The organism is Celeribacter sp., assembly GCF_048266405.1.
Classification (GTDB): domain Bacteria; phylum Pseudomonadota; class Alphaproteobacteria; order Rhodobacterales; family Rhodobacteraceae; genus Celeribacter.
This window is the reverse complement of sequence record NZ_JBLWZO010000002.1, coordinates 298,282-314,124: the sequence shown is the minus strand read 5'-3', so window position 1 is coordinate 314,124 and position 15,843 is coordinate 298,282. Positions and strand designations below refer to the sequence as shown.

General features: G+C 57.6%; 14 protein-coding genes. 12 read left to right on the top strand and 2 right to left on the bottom strand.

Annotated features, from left to right (window positions below; translation table 11 throughout):
- Positions 1-100: 100 nt before the first annotated feature.
- From ACN0TS_RS06330 to ACN0TS_RS06295, 8 genes are read left to right on the top strand one after another with little or no spacing between them, the layout of a single operon-like run.
- Positions 101-2,317: a 4Fe-4S binding protein gene (locus ACN0TS_RS06330; RefSeq protein ID WP_417258492.1), complete on the top strand. Its 2,217-nt coding sequence runs from the start codon at positions 101-103 to the stop codon at positions 2,315-2,317.
- A 14-nt stretch (positions 2,318-2,331) separates the two neighbouring features.
- Positions 2,332-4,284: a TAT-dependent nitrous-oxide reductase gene (nosZ, locus tag ACN0TS_RS06325; RefSeq protein ID WP_417258491.1), complete on the top strand. Its 1,953-nt coding sequence runs from the start codon at positions 2,332-2,334 to the stop codon at positions 4,282-4,284.
- Positions 4,284-5,612, top strand: coding sequence for a nitrous oxide reductase family maturation protein NosD (locus ACN0TS_RS06320; protein ID WP_417258490.1), 1,329 nt, complete (start codon positions 4,284-4,286; stop codon positions 5,610-5,612). Before nosZ ends, ACN0TS_RS06320 begins: the two co-directional genes overlap by 1 nt.
- Positions 5,581-6,471 carry an ABC transporter ATP-binding protein gene (locus ACN0TS_RS06315; protein ID WP_417258489.1) on the top strand — a complete coding sequence of 297 codons (891 nt, stop codon included), beginning with the start codon at positions 5,581-5,583 and terminating at the stop codon, positions 6,469-6,471. Before ACN0TS_RS06320 ends, ACN0TS_RS06315 begins: the two co-directional genes overlap by 32 nt.
- Positions 6,471-7,298 (top strand): ABC transporter permease, encoded by an 828-nt coding sequence (locus tag ACN0TS_RS06310; protein WP_417258737.1) that lies wholly within the window; start codon positions 6,471-6,473, stop codon positions 7,296-7,298. The genes ACN0TS_RS06315 and ACN0TS_RS06310 overlap by 1 nt, the downstream gene beginning before the upstream one ends.
- On the top strand, positions 7,295-7,855 hold the full coding sequence (locus ACN0TS_RS06305) for a nitrous oxide reductase accessory protein NosL (protein WP_417258488.1): 561 nt from the start codon (positions 7,295-7,297) through the stop codon (positions 7,853-7,855). Before ACN0TS_RS06310 ends, ACN0TS_RS06305 begins: the two co-directional genes overlap by 4 nt.
- Before the next feature lie 3 nt (positions 7,856-7,858).
- The gene (locus tag ACN0TS_RS06300; protein ID WP_417258487.1) at positions 7,859-8,767 is read left to right on the top strand and encodes an FAD:protein FMN transferase; all 909 of its coding nucleotides are present in this window, start codon (positions 7,859-7,861) and stop codon (positions 8,765-8,767) included.
- A gap of 31 nt (positions 8,768-8,798) precedes the next feature.
- On the top strand, positions 8,799-9,209 hold the full coding sequence (locus ACN0TS_RS06295) for a c-type cytochrome (RefSeq protein ID WP_417258486.1): 411 nt from the start codon (positions 8,799-8,801) through the stop codon (positions 9,207-9,209).
- 105 nt (positions 9,210-9,314) lie between these two features.
- On the opposite strand, the gene ACN0TS_RS06290 is transcribed toward ACN0TS_RS06295, so the two are convergent.
- Both ACN0TS_RS06290 and ACN0TS_RS06285 read right to left on the bottom strand, forming a co-directional pair.
- Positions 9,315-9,557 (bottom strand): hypothetical protein, encoded by a 243-nt coding sequence (locus ACN0TS_RS06290; protein WP_417258485.1) that lies wholly within the window; start codon positions 9,555-9,557, stop codon positions 9,315-9,317.
- A 411-nt stretch (positions 9,558-9,968) separates the two neighbouring features.
- Positions 9,969-11,726, bottom strand: a complete 1,758-nt coding sequence (locus ACN0TS_RS06285; protein ID WP_417258484.1) for a cytochrome D1 domain-containing protein — start codon at positions 11,724-11,726, stop codon at positions 9,969-9,971.
- Between the two features lie 137 nt (positions 11,727-11,863).
- On the opposite strand from ACN0TS_RS06285, the gene ACN0TS_RS06280 reads away from it, so the two are divergent.
- From ACN0TS_RS06280 to ACN0TS_RS06265, 4 genes are all read left to right on the top strand, one after another.
- Positions 11,864-13,078, top strand: coding sequence for an NnrS family protein (locus ACN0TS_RS06280; RefSeq protein WP_417258483.1), 1,215 nt, complete (start codon positions 11,864-11,866; stop codon positions 13,076-13,078).
- 109 nt (positions 13,079-13,187) lie between these two features.
- Positions 13,188-13,640, top strand: a complete 453-nt coding sequence (locus tag ACN0TS_RS06275) for a c-type cytochrome (protein WP_417258482.1) — start codon at positions 13,188-13,190, stop codon at positions 13,638-13,640.
- Between the two features lie 12 nt (positions 13,641-13,652).
- Complete coding sequence (locus tag ACN0TS_RS06270; RefSeq protein WP_417258481.1) at positions 13,653-15,023, top strand: cbb3-type cytochrome c oxidase subunit I; 1,371 nt, start codon at positions 13,653-13,655, stop codon at positions 15,021-15,023.
- 5 nt (positions 15,024-15,028) lie between these two features.
- Positions 15,029-15,838, top strand: coding sequence for a CbbQ/NirQ/NorQ/GpvN family protein (locus ACN0TS_RS06265; protein WP_417258480.1), 810 nt, complete (start codon positions 15,029-15,031; stop codon positions 15,836-15,838).
- Positions 15,839-15,843: the final 5 nt, after the last annotated feature.

Genomic DNA, 15,843 nt, shown 5'->3' with positions numbered 1-15,843 from the left:
CGACGTTTCTGTTTCATTGGCTCTGATATCCCTGCCCGCGCGAGCAGATCGCGTCGAGTATCCGTCTCGTGGCCCCCCGTCCCAAAGCAAGGTCTAAAGAATGCCCAGCCGTTTTGTTCATTCGCTCCTCATTCGTTTTCGGCATACCGCCTGTTTGCTTCTCGCGACGGTTCTAATTGTCGTTTCTCTGACCAGCGATACTCACGCGCAGACAGCCCAGCCGGTTCTTGCGCAATATCTCTCCAAAGTTTCCCCCGCTGATCTTGTCGAAGGCGCGGACGGATATGGTCCGATCCGCGAGGATGTGCCTGTCGCACCCTTGCTCAAGGGTGGCGAGCAGATCGGCTATGTCTTCGTCACCTCGGATTTCGTGGGCACCACGGGCTATTCGGGCAAGCCCATTCACACGATGGTCGCGGTGGATGCGGATGCGCGTATTCTCGGCATTGATCTGGTGAAACACTCCGAGCCGATTGTTTTGATCGGTATCCCCGACAGCAAGATCAAGGCGATGATGGTCGATTACATCGGCGTGAGCCTTGTTGACGAGGCGGCGGCGGGTGGCTCGGCGCATGACCTCAACATCATTTCGGGCGCGACCGTGACGATCATGGTCATTGATGACAGCGTGATCCGTTCGGGGCTGAAGGTGGCGCGTGCGCTTGGCCTTGGTGGTCTGCACGAGGAGGCCGACACGGGGCCGAAGTTTGCCATCAACACGGAGGCCGCGCAGCCGCAAAGCTGGACCCAGATGGAGGGTGACGGGACGGTGCGCCGCCTGACGCTCGACGTGGGGCAGGTGAATGGCGCTTTCGAGGAGTTGGGCGATCCGCGCACGGCCAAACGCGCGCTGACCGAGCCGCCCGAGACAACCTTCATCGACATGCAGGCCGCACTTGTCTCGGTCCCCGCGATTGGCGAGGCGATCCTTGGCGAAGCGGAAAACCGCAATCTGACCGAGTGGCTGGAGGAGGGCGAACACGCGGTGGCGATTTTCGGGCGCGGGCTCTACTCGTTCAAAGGGTCGGGTTACGTCCGTGGCGGGATTTTCGACCGTATCGTGCTGATACAAGACGATGTGTCGGTGCGCTTCCGTGATCGCGGGCATCAGCGGATTGGCACGCTGGCCATGGGGGATGCGCCCGATTTCATCGAAAAAGACCTGTTCAAGATTCCCGCCGATGTGGGCTTTGACCCGACCAAACCGTTCCGCATCCAGCTCTTGGTGCAGCGCGATGTGGCGGCGATTGAGAAGGTCTTTCTGACCTATGATCTGGGCTACCGCCTGCCTGATACTTTCCTTACGCCTCTGGCCGCGCCTGCGCCTGCTCTGGCCGTCGAGGATACAAGCGAGACCGATGCGCAGAACGCGCTGTGGAAGCGGATTTGGGAGGACAAGACGGCGGAGGTGATCGGCCTGCTTGTGATGCTGGTGGTGCTGACGGCGGCCTTCTTTTTCCAGATGCTTGTGACCCGCTCGGCGCGGTTCACCTACTGGTTCCGCATGAGCTTTCTGACCGTGACGCTGGTTTTCGTGGGCTTCTATGCCAATGCGCAGCTTTCCGTGGTCAACCTCATGGCGCTTTTCGGGGCGCTGACGACGGAATTCAGTTGGCAGGCGTTCCTGCTTGATCCGCTGACCTTCATCCTGTGGTTCTCGGTTGCAACGGCGCTGCTGTTCTGGGGCAGGGGGGCCTATTGTGGCTGGCTGTGTCCCTTTGGTGCCTTGCAGGAGATCACCAACCAGATCGCGCGTAAGATCGGCATTCCGCAATGGACCCTGCCTTGGGGGCTGCATGAACGGCTCTGGGCGGTGAAATACATGATCTTCCTCGGGCTGTTCGGGGTGTCGCTTTACTCCATCGAGCAGGCCGAACACCTCGCGGAAGTCGAGCCGTTCAAGACCGCGATCATTCTCAAGTTCGTTCGGGCGTGGCCTTTCGTGGCCTATGCAGGCGCGCTGTTGATCGCGGGGCTTTTCGTGGAGCGGTTCTATTGTCGCTACCTGTGCCCGCTTGGCGCGGCTCTGGCGATCCCCGCGCGGCTGCGCATGTTCGATTGGCTCAAGCGTTACAAGGAATGCGGAAGCCCCTGTCAGACCTGTGCGCATGAATGCCCTGTGCAGGCCATCCATCCCACGGGCGAAATCAACCCCAACGAATGCGTGAACTGTATGCACTGTCAGGTGCTGTACCAATCCGAGGACAAGTGTCCTGTGGTCATCAAACAACTCAAACGTCGCGCTGCGGTCACGGCCCCTGTTCTTACGGGAGCAAAGGCAGCTGCGCTGGCAAACCATCCGAATATTGGCAAATAGGGAAAGGAAACCCCATGTCTGACAAAATGAAAAACGAAATCAAAGGCGGTCTGAGCCGTCGTGGTTTCATGGGCGCAACCGCCACGGGCGCGGCGATTGTAGGTGGCACAGGCGGCAGGCTCGGATTACTGGCCGGTGGTGCGGCTGTTGCGACGGCTGCGGGCACGGGCAACGCGATGGCGCAGACCACCGATCACCTCAGTCCCGTTCCTGGCGAACTGGACGAGTATTACGGCTTCTGGTCTTCGGGCCAGACGGGTGAATTGCGTATCCTCGGCTTCCCGTCGATGCGCGAATTGATGCGGGTGCCTGTGTTCAACCGCTGCTCTGCAACGGGTTGGGGTCAGACCAATGAGTCGCTCAAAGTCCTCACCGAGAACATGCTGCCGGAGACCAAGGAATTTCTGGCGGCGCAGGGCAAGAAGGTTCACGATAACGGCGATTTGCACCACCCGCATATGTCCTTCACCGATGGCACCTACGACGGCCGCTTCATCTTTGTGAACGACAAGGCCAACACCCGTGTGGCCCGTATTCGCTGTGACGTGATGAAAACCGACAAGATCATCGACATTCCGAATGCCAAGGCGATCCACGGTCTGCGTCCGCAGAAATTCCCGCGCACGGGGTATGTCTTTGCCAATGGCGAAGACGAAACACCCATGGTCAATGACGGTTCGGTGCTCGACGAGCCAGAAAAATATGTAAACTTCTTCACCGCGATTGACGGTGATACGATGGATATCTCGTGGCAGGTGATGGTGTCGGGCAACCTCGACAACACCGATTGCGACTATCAGGGCAAATACGCCTTCTCGACCTCTTACAACTCGGAAATGGGGATGAACCTTGCCGAGATGATGGAAGCGGAGATGGATCACGTCGTCGTCTTCAACATCAAAGAGATCGAAGCGGGCATCGCCGCAGGTGACTATATCGAGCTAAACGGCGTGAAGGTCATCGACGGGCGCAAGGGACAGAACAAGAAATACACCCGCTACATTCCTGTGCCCAACAGCCCGCACGGCATTAACACAGCCCCCGACATGAAACACGTTGTGGTGGCCGGCAAGCTGTCGCCGACCTGTACCGTGCTGGACGTGACCAAGCTGGACGCGCTGTTCGACGCCGATGCCGAGCCTCGTTCGGCTGTGGTGGCCGAACCCGAACTGGGTCTTGGCCCGCTTCACACCGCATATGACGGCAAGGGGTTTGCCTATACGACCCTCTTCCTCGACAGCCAGATCGTGAAGTGGGACATCGCCAAGGCGGTTGAGGCCTATAACGGCGCGGATGTGGACCCGATCGTCTCGAAGGTCGATGTGCATTATCAGCCCGGTCACAACCACACCACCATGGGCGAGACCAAAGAGGCGGATGGCAAGTGGCTGATCTCGCTGAACAAGTTCTCCAAGGACCGCTTTATCAATGTTGGCCCGCTCAAGCCCGAGAACGAGCAGATCATCGACATTGCGACCGACGACATGAAGGTCGTGCATGACGGACCGACCTTTGCCGAACCGCATGACGTGACTCTGGTGCGGCGTGATATTGTCAATCCCGTGGATGTCTGGGACCGCAACGATCCGATGTGGGCTGATGCGCGGGCGCAGGCCGAGGCGGATGGTGTCGATCTCGACGATTGGCAGGAAGAGGTAATCCGCGACGGGAACAAGGTGCGCGTTTACATGTCGAGCCAAGCGCCGCAGTTCTCGCTGGAGAGCTTCACGGTTAAAGAGGGCGACGAAGTGACGGTCTATGTCACCAACCTTGATGACATCGACGACCTGACCCACGGCTTCACCCTAGGCAACCACGGCGTCGCAATGGAAGTCGGACCACAGGCGACCGCTTCGGTGACCTTCACCGCCGCCAAACCCGGTGTCTACTGGTACTATTGCCAGTGGTTCTGTCACGCACTCCACATGGAAATGCGCGGCCGTATGTTCGTGGAGCCTAAAGCCTGATGATCCGTCTCGTTGCACTCATTGTTGCCGCTGCCCTGTGCGCGTCCCCTGTGGTCGCGGAGCGGATTGTGGTGCATCCGGGCGACGGGGCCCTCGTCTCCGCCGTGGCAAAAGCCGTGGCGGGCGACGAGATCGTTCTCTCGGCGGGCCAGTACTTTGGCCCGCTGAGCATCAACGTCCCGCTGCGCCTTTCGGGCGAGCAGGGCGTAGTGATTGACGGAGCAAGGGAGGGCTCCGTCATCACGATTGATGCCGCCGATGTGACGGTGACGGGGCTGACCCTGACCGGATCGGGTCGCTCGCATGATACGATTGATGCAGGCGTGAAGCTGACGAAGAAGGCCACGCGTGCGCGGGTGATCGACAATGACATTGTTGGCAATCTTGTGGGTGTGGATATTCATGGGGCGCGCGATGCGCTGGTGAAGGGCAACCGGATCGAGGGTCTGCGACTGGCGCGGATGAATGATCGCGGCAATGGTGTCTATGTCTGGAACGCTCCGGGATCGGTGGTTGAGGACAATGAAATCCGCTACGGGCGGGACGGGATTTTTTCGAACACGTCGCGCGACAATACCTACCGCCGCAATCTGATGCGCGATCTGCGGTTCGCCATCCATTATATGTATACCAACGACAGCCTGATCGCGGGCAACGTGTCCATCGGCAACCACCTCGGGTTTGCGATGATGTACTCGGACCGGATCGTGGCGCGGGATAATATTTCGATCAATGACCGTGACCACGGGGTCATGCTCAACTTTACCAACAAGTCGGATATCTTTGCCAATCTGGTGACGGGCGGGACGGAAAAATGCGTCTTTGTCTACAACTCGCACCAGAACCTGTTGGCGGATAATACGTTTCAGGGCTGCGATATAGGCGTGCATTTCACCGCGGGGTCAGAGCGCAACACCATCACCAAGAACGCCTTTATCGGCAATCGCACGCAGGTCAAATACGTGGGCACGCGCGATGTCGAATGGTCGCACGAGGGGACGGGCAACTATTGGTCTGATCACCCCGCCTTTGATCTTGATGGCGATGCGCGGGCTGACAGCATCTACCGTCCCAATGATTTAATGGACCATATCCTATGGTCGCAACCGGCCGCGAAACTGTTGCTTGGGGCGCCCGCTGTGCAACTCGTGCGGTGGTCGCAAGAACAGTTTCCCGCCACGCAAACAGGCGGTGTTGTGGATAGCCATCCGCTCACATCCGCGCCAGTGCGTGACGTGCCGCACTCCTTTCAACTTTTGGCGCAGGGCACACCGCTTTGGGCAAACGGAGATCGTGATGACGATTTTGACCCTCTCGCATCTCACTAAACGCTACGGCAGTCAGACCGCCTTGGACGATGTGTCCTTGTCGGTATCGGCGGGCGAGCGTGTGGCCCTTTTGGGTCACAACGGGGCGGGTAAATCCACCTTGATGAAACTCGTGCTTGGCCTCATCACTGCCGATGGCGGTGAGCTGGCGATTGCGGGACATGCGCCCGGATCGGTGGTGGCGCGCGCGTTGACGGCCTATCTGCCCGAGAACGCGGCCTTCCATCCTGCGCTGACGGGACGCGAGCAAATCCGCCACTTCCTGCGCCTGCGCGGCGAACCTGTGTCCAAGGCCGAGGAGCTGTTGGAACGGGTGGGACTTGGCGACGCGGCACGCCGCCGGATCGGCACCTATTCCAAGGGCATGCGCCAACGCGTCGGACTGGCCCAAGCATTGATCGGCGCGCCGCGTTTGATGATCCTCGACGAGCCAACCTCGGGCCTTGATCCCGTATCGCGCCGCGAGTTCTACACGTTGCTTGACGAATTGGCCGCCCACGGCACCGCGATCTTGCTGTCGTCCCACGCGCTCTCGGAGGTCGAGGCCCGCACGGACCGTATCGTGATCTTGTCCAAAGGGCGCAAAGTCACCGAAGGCACCTTGGGCGATTTGCGCACCGAGGCGGCCTTGCCACTCACCGTTTCCTTGCGCCCACGTGCGGGGCAGGGGGCCGATGTGGCGGCACGCTTCCCCGAAGCGAAAGAGCACAACGGCCAATGGGTGATGGACTTCGCCCAAGCCCAAAAACTCGACGTGCTCGGGCGGATCACCGCCGCCGCCGACCAGATCGAAGATTTCGATATTCATCCGCCGTCGCTTGACGATATCTACGCTCATATCAGCTCAAAGGCCGCATGATGTTGAACCGTTTCCTCTCCACTGCCCGCATCGAATTCGCGATTGCCCTGCGCAACCGCTGGGTCTCTGTTGCGGTGGCCATGATGGTGCTGTTCTCGCTTGTCCTGTCGGCGGCAGGCTCCGCGCCCTCGGGCGATTTGGCCGTTGATCCGCTCTCCGTGACCGTCGCCTCTCTGACCTCATTGTCGGTCTATCTGGTGCCGCTGATCGCGCTGTTGATCTCGTTTGACGCCATCGCGGGCGAGGTCGAGCGGGGCACATTGCCGCTGCATCTGACTTACCCGCTGTCGCGCACCGAATTGCTCATTGGCAAACTCGCCGCACAACTGGCCGTGGTCGCGGTGGCGGTCGTGGCGGGATACGGTGTGGCTGCCTTGGCCGCGTTTTGGTCGGGGGGCAGCATGGCCGTAAACGGCTTGCCTGCGCTGTGGCGCTTGATCTGGACTTCGGTGTTGTTGGGGGCGGTGTTCTTGTCGCTCGGCTACCTCATGTCATGCCTTGCGCGGCGGCCCTCAGGGGCGGCGGCGATGGCCATTGGTTTGTGGCTCATAGCGATTGTGCTTTACGATCTGGCACTCTTGGCCGCGATTGTCGCCGATGACGGCGGGTCGTTTACGACACAGGTGTTCCCATGGGCGCTTGTCCTCAATCCTGCCGATGCGTTTCGCATTTTCAACCTCGCGGCCTCGGACGCTGTGGGCGCGGTGTCGGGCCTGTCGGGGGCCGCAAATGCCATCGCAATCTGGAAGCCGCTTATGTCGCTTTTACTCTGGCCGCTCTTGGCCCTTGGCCTTGCGCGTCTCGCATTTCAAAAGGTGCAACCATGATCGCTCGTCTTTCCCTCGTCCTGTGTGCGGCTTTGCTGTCGGCGTGCCAACAAGAGAGCGCGGCCTTGCCCGACCCCGTTGATGTCACGGCGGAAGCGGCGGGTTATTATTGCCAAATGGCGCTGTTGGAACATGACGGGCCAAAGGGGCAAATCCACCTTGATGGCATGCCCGCGCCGCTGTTTTTCTCACAGGTGAAAGACGCCGTGGCCTACCTGCATATGCCCGAACAAAGCCACGCGGTTGTTGCCACCTATGTGCAGGAGATGTCCACGGGAACGTGGGAGGAGCCTGGCCCGTGGGTGGAGGTTTCCGAGGCGGTCTATGTGATCGGATCAGACATGATGGGAGGCATGGACGCGCCCGAATTTGTGCCCTTCGCCATGCGAGCGGCGGCGGAGGCGTTTGCCGCGCGTCACGGCGGCGAGATCCGCGCCTTTGACGCGATCACCGCGCAGGATGTTCTGGGCGCGCCCGACGCGGGGGCGCAGGCGGCACAGGGCGAAGACGATATTGCGGCGCGGTTGAACGCGCTGACCAGCTATAAAGGACAGTGATCCATGACCCTTTCTCGACGCCGATTTCTTACCATTGCGTCTGCGGCCTGTTTGAGCGCGGGGGTGGCGCGGGCCACGCCTTACCGCTGGAACGGCATTGCGCTTGGCGCGCGGGCGCAGATCATTCTCGACCACCCCGACGCGGCGGCGATTGCAACGCGGGCGCAAGCGGAGATCGCCCGCCTTGAAGGAGTGTTTAGCCTCTTTCGTGCCGATAGTGATTTGATGCGGTTGAACGCAAGAGGGCGTCTGGATGCGCCTGCGTTCGAGTTGCTCGATTGTCTGGCCGTGGTGCGTCGGGTCCATGAAATCACCGAAGGTCGGTTTGATCCGACCGTGCAACCCTTGTGGCAGATTGTCGCGCAATCGGCCGTACAGGGGCAGGTTCCCGCGGCAAGGGATCTGGCTGTGGCGAAGGATCTTATTGGCTTTGACCGTGTGCGTTTTGACAGTGCCGCGATCCAACTGGATGAGGGGCAGGCGTTGACGCTCAACGGCATCGCACAAGGCTATATTGCGGACCGCGTGGCGCATCTTTTGCGCACCGAAGGAATCTCCGATGTCTTGATAGATACAGGTGAAATTACGGCTCTTGGCGTGTACGAAGATGGTGCGGGATGGCCCGTCACCATTGCGGGAGAAAACGCACCACACCTATTGCGGGACCGCGCCTTGGCCACCTCTGCGTTGATGGGAACAGTTCTGGATGGTGCAGGCACTCAGGGACATATTTTTGACCCGCGTGATGGTACTTTGCGCCCGCGTGGTGCCAAACAGATATCCGTGTCGGCACGGAGCGCGGCACTTGCGGATGGCTTATCTACAGGTTTAAGCATGGCCCACAGTGCTCAAGAGGCGAGTGACCTCTTGAGTATAGTCAAGGATGCACGCCTTGAATCCTTTATCACTTGATCCGACATAGACTTATCGAAGGGACACACACATGAAAACTCTCGTTCTCGCGTTTTGCGCATTGCCACTCTTGGCGTCGACTGCCTATGCGGGCGATGCAGATAAAGGTGCTTCTGATTTCAAGAAATGCAAAGCTTGCCACTCTATTACTGCTGCTGATGGCACCGTGATCCAAAAGGGTGGTAAAACCGGTCCCGATCTGGGTGGCGTGATTGGCCGTCAAGTCGGTTCCGTTGAAGATTTTCGTTACGGTGACAGCATTGTTGCCGCTGGCGAAGCAGGCGCCGTTTGGGACGAAGAGAGCCTTGCTGCTTACATCCAAGATCCAAAAGCGTGGCTGATCGAAGCCACTGGCGACAAAGGTGCCAAAACCAAAATGACCTACAAGCACAAAAAAGGCGCCGAAGATATGGCCGCATATTTTGCGTCGCTGAGTAACTAACACACATACCCGCGCGAACAAATCGGGTGAAGACGCCGCTCCTAAGGGGCGGCGTTTTTGTGTCTGGGCCAGATCGATCCAAGAGGCGAGAGATGCGGATGGAGCCTATTTGGAGGCTTCGTCCAATAGCCTTTCAACCCAACGGCTAAACAGCATCGCGGCAGGCACGCCGAAGGGCAACGACAGACCGAGCGCCCACACGGGAGGTAAGGCAGGAAGGCCGACAACCTGCGTCACTAAAGAGGCCATAAACAGGTTGATGGCGACGGCTGCGGCAGCAAAGGGATAGAGTACAACGGTGATTTTGCGGCGTGACCAGCGAGGGCCAGAAAACAGATCGTTGGTCATTGAAAAGTTCCGTCAATGGACTGGGGGATATTGGGTGCAGCGCGACTTGCAGTAGATGGCACTGCGGTGTCAGTGCATGTCGTGAGTGTGTCCGTTTGGACCTCTGCCCGCCATAGGTGGTCCGAGCTGCGGCACGAAGGGGGAAGAGCCGATGCAAAACCTATGGTGGGCAGAGCCGATAATAAGACGGTTAAAACGTGTCTCATGTCACAAACATGTATCGGGTTTGCATTTATTCCCTTGACCAAAGTCAGGTGATTTAGGTTATCGGGGGATGTTGCGTGAGGCATGTGCTGACGTGGTTATGGAGGCGTAAATACAAACCGGCCACGTGGTGAGACGTGGCCGGAGTGCTTATCGGTGACATCTACGCGAACAGCGCACCGATAATTCCGAGGATGCTACCGCGGTTTAGTAGACGTCCTTTTGTGTATTGAAGACGTTGAATTTGCCTGTTGGTGTGATCAGGCGCGGATCCTTGATGACGTGTTTAAGCTCAAGGGTTGCGTCGTCGACAATCACGATGGCGCTTTCTTTGTCTTTGGAGTTCCACACGGAGAACCAAACTTCGGTCCCTTGTTTGTTGAACTCGGGTTGAACGACGCGGGGTTGGCCACCTTCAATCCCTGCCCACTCGCCGATTGGGAGAATAGTATACTCTTCCTCTGTCTCGCGATCATCGTCGAAGTCGGGGATGTTGAATACAGCAACCGACGAAGATGTTTCCTCATCAGGGTTGAGGGTGGCATCGACATAGAGGTGCTGCGAGTTGGGGTGGGTTTTGATAAAGAGCGATCCGCCGCCCAGACCGTAGAAGCTGTCTACAAGGGTCCATGCTTGCTCAGGATGTCCCTCGGGGTCGGTTCCGATCAACGCAATGCTCTCATCACCCAAGTGCGATGTGGCCCAAACGGGACCGAACGCAGGGTGCATGAAGTTTGCACCGCGACCGGGGTGAGGTGTTTGGCCCTCGGTTTCGATCATTGCGGTCAACTTGCCCTCTTTGGTGTCCACAACCGCAATTTTGTTGCGCGCGTTCGCGGCCACCATGAAGTAGCGGTGAGTGCTATCAAGGCCACCATCGTGCAAGAAGCGTTCGGCTTCGATCTCGACAGTTTTGAGATTTTTCAGGTCGGAGTAATCGACCATCAAAATCTTGCCCGTTTCTTTCACGTTGATGATGAACTCGGGTTTGTAGTGTGAGCCTAAAATAGAGGCGACGCGAGGCTCGGGGTGGTAGGTCTGTTCGTCGTAGATGTTGCCACGGGTCGAGACGATTTTTAGCGGCTCAAGCGTGTCGCCATCCATGATGACATACTGTGGTGGCCAGTAGGCACCTGCGACAGCAAATTTGTCCTCGTAGCCCTCGAATTTGGAGGTCTCAACGGAACGTGCCTCCATGCCGATTTTAATCTTGGCAACCGTATCTGGAACTTCCATCCACAGGTCCACCATATTGACAAGGCCGTCGCGTCCGATGACGAACAGGTAGCGTCCAGAGGCCGAAACGCGCGAGATGTGGACGGCGTAGCCGGTGGTGATGATGGTGCGAATTTCATAGGTGTTGCCGTCGATCAGGGCGACTTGTCCCGCATCACGCAATGTCACAGACATGAGGTTTTCGAGGTCTATGTCATTGAGTTTTTCGGTGGGCCGATCTTCGGGAGCCACGATAACCTCCCAGCTATCAAGCATTTCTGGCATGCCCCACTCGGGGGGCGCAGGTGGCTCAAGCATCAGATAGCGTGCCATGAGGTTGATCTCTTCTTCGGACAATTCGCCCGAGGTGCCCCAGTTGGGCATCCCTGCGGGCGAGCCGTAGGTCAGAATGCTTTCCAGATAGTCGAAGCCGTGGTCGCGCGTGATGTCTGTGGTCAGTGGTTTGCCCGTGGCTCCTTTGCGCAGCACACCGTGGCAGCCAGCACAACGTTCGAAATAGATTGTGGTGGCGTCTTGGAATTCGGCGTTGGTCATGACGGGATCGCCTGGACGCATCCCTGGGACTTCTACGTGAATTTCTCCGAGTGTTGTCATGGATGGGGAATACGCGGCTGCCGGATCACTGCCGTGGGAGTTGTCTTGTGCAAGCGCGGGCGTAAGGCCGCCAGCGAGCATTAAGGCAACTGTGCCAAGCAAGGAACGTTTGAGTTTGGTGGCTCTGGTGGACATTTTAAATACTCCGATGAGCTGTTTAAGCTGCGAGGAGCATCACGCTTTTGTGAGGTTGTCTCCTTGACCAATGTTAAGGTGGGGTGCGACATTTTGGGGCCCCATAAAGCAACGCTTTTGCAACGAGGGTTTTCACGATGAAACAGGTCTTCCGTCTTCTCGTTGGAGAAGGATTCCGCGTCTTCTTTTTGGGGGCGGGAGTCTTTGGTTTTCTCTCCATGTTCGTTTGGATTGCCTATCAGGTGGTATTGAATTTGGGAGGCAATCCGGATTTCCCTACTGCGATGGCTCCGCATCTGTGGCATGGGCATGAGATGATCTTTGGCTACGGCGGGGCGGCTTTGGGTGGCTTTTTTCTGACTGCGGTGCCCAACTGGACAGGGGCGAAAGCCGCGCCTCATCGGTTCATTGCCTTTGTTGCGGGTTTGTGGATTGCGGGTCGTGTGGTCGTTTGGATGTCGGGAGTTTTACCTCCTGTCGCTGTGGCGGTGATTGACCTGTCGTTTGCGCCCGTTCTCGGAGCCAAAATTGCCTCACAACTTCTCAGAAAGCCAAAGCCGCAGAACATGGTGTTCTTGTTGTTCCTCACATTTTTCTGGACCGCGAACTTGCTGGTGCATCTGGAGTGGATGGATGTCACGAAAGCGACCGCAGGGATTGGCCTGCGTGGCGGATTGATGGCGCTTGTGGGCATGATCATCGTTCTAGGTGGGCGCGTGACGCCTGCGTTTACGCGCAATGCGATGCATCGTGCAGGCATTGAAAGCGGTACACCGAGTGATCCCAAACTGTTTACGCCCTTGGCCATTGGTTTGGCAGCTACGTTGCCGCTCGTTGCGATGTTGAGCGATGGGACCGTGGTAAGTGGCGTGGTTTACCTCGCCGCTGGTATTTTTGCATTGGTTCGGGTGGGAGTGTGGCACACGCGATTTCAGTGGAGCCAGCCAATCTTGTGGAGCTTACATCTAAGTTACGCCTCAGTAGGTGCGGGATTGGTGCTCAAAGGGCTTGCGCCCTTTACCTCTCTCTCCGAGGTGGCAGGGTTACATTTTATCGCCATTAGCGGCGTCGGTGGCATGACGTTCGCTGTGATGGCGCGTGCAAGCCTTGGTCATGCAGGTCTTGCGCTGGTGGTGGCGCGGCCGGTTGCGTTTGGGTTTGTGGCGCTGCCTTTTGCGGGGATTGTACGTTGGGCAGGCGGAACGTTCGGCGGCGAAATCTATGCCCTGTCAATCTGGGTGTCTGGTGGTTTTTGGCTTGTGGCCTTTACCGGATTTCTCGCGGTCTATGTGCCAATTTTCACTACGCCGCGCGCACCCCGTGCGCCAGTTGGTCCACCACCTTCATCATGATGAGAAACTTTTAACCGATTATCTCCAGCAATTGACTTTCGTTAAGGATGCGCGCGAACGGCGTCGTTATCGAAGAGCACCGTAACTGCTCAGTCAAGGAGACCGCGCCATGCGCGAAATCATGACCAAGAGCATGGCCCGCAATATTTTTTATGGCGGATCACTGTTCTTTATTCTCATCTTTCTGGGGCTATCAGTGCATAGCCATATCTATATCCGAAACACCTCAACCGATGCCGATACGCTGACGTCCTCGGTTATTGAGGGAAAGCATCTGTGGGAAAAACACGGCTGTGTGAACTGTCACACAATTCTGGGCGAGGGTGCGTATTTTGCGCCTGAGCTTGGAAACGTGATGACCCGTTGGGATGTGACAGACGATCCCGAGGCCGCTTTTGAAGGGTTGAAGGGGTGGATGATGGCCATGCCAACAGGCATCGAAGACCGTCGCCAAATGCCATTTTTTGAACTGACCGACGAAGAATACCGTGCGCTCAGTGATTTCCTGCTGTGGACCGATGCGATCCGCAATCAGGACTGGCCTCCGAATGATGCGGGCTAAGGGAGACATAAAATGAAATACCAAACCCAAAAAATCGCGATGGCCTATTTCGTGACTGCCATGGCATTATTCGCCGTTCAGGTCTCTCTTGGCCTCATCATGGGCTGGATCTATGTGGATGGAAATTTCCTATCCGAACTCCTGCCGTTTAACATTGCCCGTATGCTCCACACCAACTCATTGATCGTGTGGTTGCTACTGGGCTTCTTCGGTGCCGCTTACTACCTCATCCCAGAGGAATCAGAGCGCGAAATCCACTCGACCAAATTGGCCTATCTCCAACTGGCGATAATGATCTTGGGAACTGCGGGTGTTGTGTTTACCTACCTGTTCAATCTCTTTGACGGGAATTTCCTTTTGGGAAAAGAGGGGCGTGAATTCCTTGAGCAACCCCGTTGGGTCAAGGCGGGTATCGTCGTGGCCGCTCTCATCTTCCTCTACAATATCTCGATGACGGTTCTCAAAGGGCGCAAGACCGCGATCACCAACATCATGTTGCTCGGCCTGTGGGGGCTGTCGCTGCTGTTCCTCTTCTCCTTCTACAACCCCTCCAACCTAGCGCTTGATAAACAATACTGGTGGTACGTTGTGCACCTTTGGGTCGAAGGCACGTGGGAATTGGTTATGGCCGGTATCCTCGGATTCTTGATGCTCAAGCTGACGGGTGTGGACCGCGAAGTTGTGGAGAAATGGCTCTATGTCATCGTCGCCACTGCGCTCTTCTCGGGCATCCTCGGCACAGGCCACCACTACTATTGGATCGGCACACCGGGCTACTGGCAGTGGATAGGGTCAATCTTCTCGGCGCTCGAAGTTGTCCCCTTCTTTGGCATGATGGCCTTTGCTTTTGTCATGGTCTGGAAAGGGCGCCGCGATCATCCGAATAAAGCCGCTCTCTTGTGGTCGCTTGGCTGCGCTGTGCTTGCTTTCTTTGGCGCAGGTGTCTGGGGCTTCTTGCATACATTTCACGGGATCAACTACTATACCCACGGCACGCAAATCACGGCGGCTCACGGCCACCTAGCGTTCTTTGGAGCCTACGTGGCCCTCAACCTTGCGATCATCACTTACGCGATGCCGCAATTGCGTGGACGTGATCCTTACAACCAAGTGCTCAACATGGCGTCCTTCTGGCTGATGTCAGGTGGCATGTTGTTCATGACCTTTACGCTGACATTTGCAGGCACGGTTCAAACCCACCTGCAGCGCGTCAATGGCGAGTATTTCATGGACGTGCAGGATCAGCTTTGGATCTTCTTTGTGATGCGCTTTGGCTCTGGTGTCGCGGTGGTGTTGGGCGCTTTGCTCTTCATCTACGCGATTATGGTGCCACGTCGTGAAATCATTGCGGCCGGGAAACCTGTCGATACAGCCGCGGAATGATGATTATGAAGGATATCAATCACACATCGGAAGGGGTGGCTGACGCCCCTTTCTACCTTCCGCAGGGTGACGAGGTTTCCGTGTTCGAGGCCGCCGCAAAACACGATTTGCCGATCCTGCTCAAAGGACCGACCGGCTGCGGAAAAACACGGTTTGTCGCCTATATGGCGGCCCGCTTGGGCCTTCCTCTTTATACTGTTGCCTGTCACGATGACCTTTCGGCGGCCGACCTGATCGGGCGTTACCTGCTGAAGGGTGGGGAAACGATTTGGGTCGACGGGCCGCTCACCCGCGCGGTGCGCGAAGGGGCGATTTGCTATCTCGACGAAGTGGTCGAAGCGCGTAAAGACGTGGCCGTGGTGTTGCACCCGCTCACCGATGACCGCCGCATTTTGCCGATTGACCGCACGGGCGAAGAGATCGCTGCGGCGCCAGGGTTCATGCTCGTGGCCTCGTATAACCCTGGCTATCAGAACATCCTAAAGACCCTCAAGCCGTCGACACGTCAGCGGTTTCTGGCGCTTGATTTCGCCTTCCCGACCCCTGAGTTGGAGATCCCTGTAGTCGCCGCTGAGAGCGGGTTGTCCGAGGATCGCGTCAAGCCCCTCGTGCGTCTTGCGAACAAGTTGCGCGACATGAAAGGGCAAGACATCGAAGAGGGTGTATCCACCCGCCTCGTCGTCTACGCCGCCACGCTCATTGCAGGCGGAATGCCGATTGAGCGGGCGATTGAAACCGCGATGATTGAACCGCTCACCGATGATGCGGACACGAAACGCGGGCTCCTCGATCTTGTCACTGCCGTTTTCGGGTGAGGCCG

What these genes read in the sequence shown, in the direction of transcription:
- ACN0TS_RS06330 (WP_417258492.1), top strand. Translation starts at nt 101, where the DNA reads ATGCCCAGCCGTTTTGTTCATTCGCTCCTCATTCGTTTTCGGCATACC.
- nosZ (WP_417258491.1), top strand. Translation starts at nt 2,332, where the DNA reads ATGTCTGACAAAATGAAAAACGAAATCAAAGGCGGTCTGAGCCGTCGT.
- ACN0TS_RS06320 (WP_417258490.1), top strand. Translation starts at nt 4,284, where the DNA reads ATGATCCGTCTCGTTGCACTCATTGTTGCCGCTGCCCTGTGCGCGTCC.
- ACN0TS_RS06315 (WP_417258489.1), top strand. Translation starts at nt 5,581, where the DNA reads ATGACGATTTTGACCCTCTCGCATCTCACTAAACGCTACGGCAGTCAG.
- ACN0TS_RS06310 (WP_417258737.1), top strand. Translation starts at nt 6,471, where the DNA reads ATGTTGAACCGTTTCCTCTCCACTGCCCGCATCGAATTCGCGATTGCC.
- ACN0TS_RS06305 (WP_417258488.1), top strand. Translation starts at nt 7,295, where the DNA reads ATGATCGCTCGTCTTTCCCTCGTCCTGTGTGCGGCTTTGCTGTCGGCG.
- ACN0TS_RS06300 (WP_417258487.1), top strand. Translation starts at nt 7,859, where the DNA reads ATGACCCTTTCTCGACGCCGATTTCTTACCATTGCGTCTGCGGCCTGT.
- ACN0TS_RS06295 (WP_417258486.1), top strand. Translation starts at nt 8,799, where the DNA reads ATGAAAACTCTCGTTCTCGCGTTTTGCGCATTGCCACTCTTGGCGTCG.
- ACN0TS_RS06290 (WP_417258485.1), bottom strand. Translation starts at nt 9,557, where the DNA reads ATGACCAACGATCTGTTTTCTGGCCCTCGCTGGTCACGCCGCAAAATC.
- ACN0TS_RS06285 (WP_417258484.1), bottom strand. Translation starts at nt 11,726, where the DNA reads ATGTCCACCAGAGCCACCAAACTCAAACGTTCCTTGCTTGGCACAGTT.
- ACN0TS_RS06280 (WP_417258483.1), top strand. Translation starts at nt 11,864, where the DNA reads ATGAAACAGGTCTTCCGTCTTCTCGTTGGAGAAGGATTCCGCGTCTTC.
- ACN0TS_RS06275 (WP_417258482.1), top strand. Translation starts at nt 13,188, where the DNA reads ATGCGCGAAATCATGACCAAGAGCATGGCCCGCAATATTTTTTATGGC.
- ACN0TS_RS06270 (WP_417258481.1), top strand. Translation starts at nt 13,653, where the DNA reads ATGAAATACCAAACCCAAAAAATCGCGATGGCCTATTTCGTGACTGCC.
- ACN0TS_RS06265 (WP_417258480.1), top strand. Translation starts at nt 15,029, where the DNA reads ATGAAGGATATCAATCACACATCGGAAGGGGTGGCTGACGCCCCTTTC.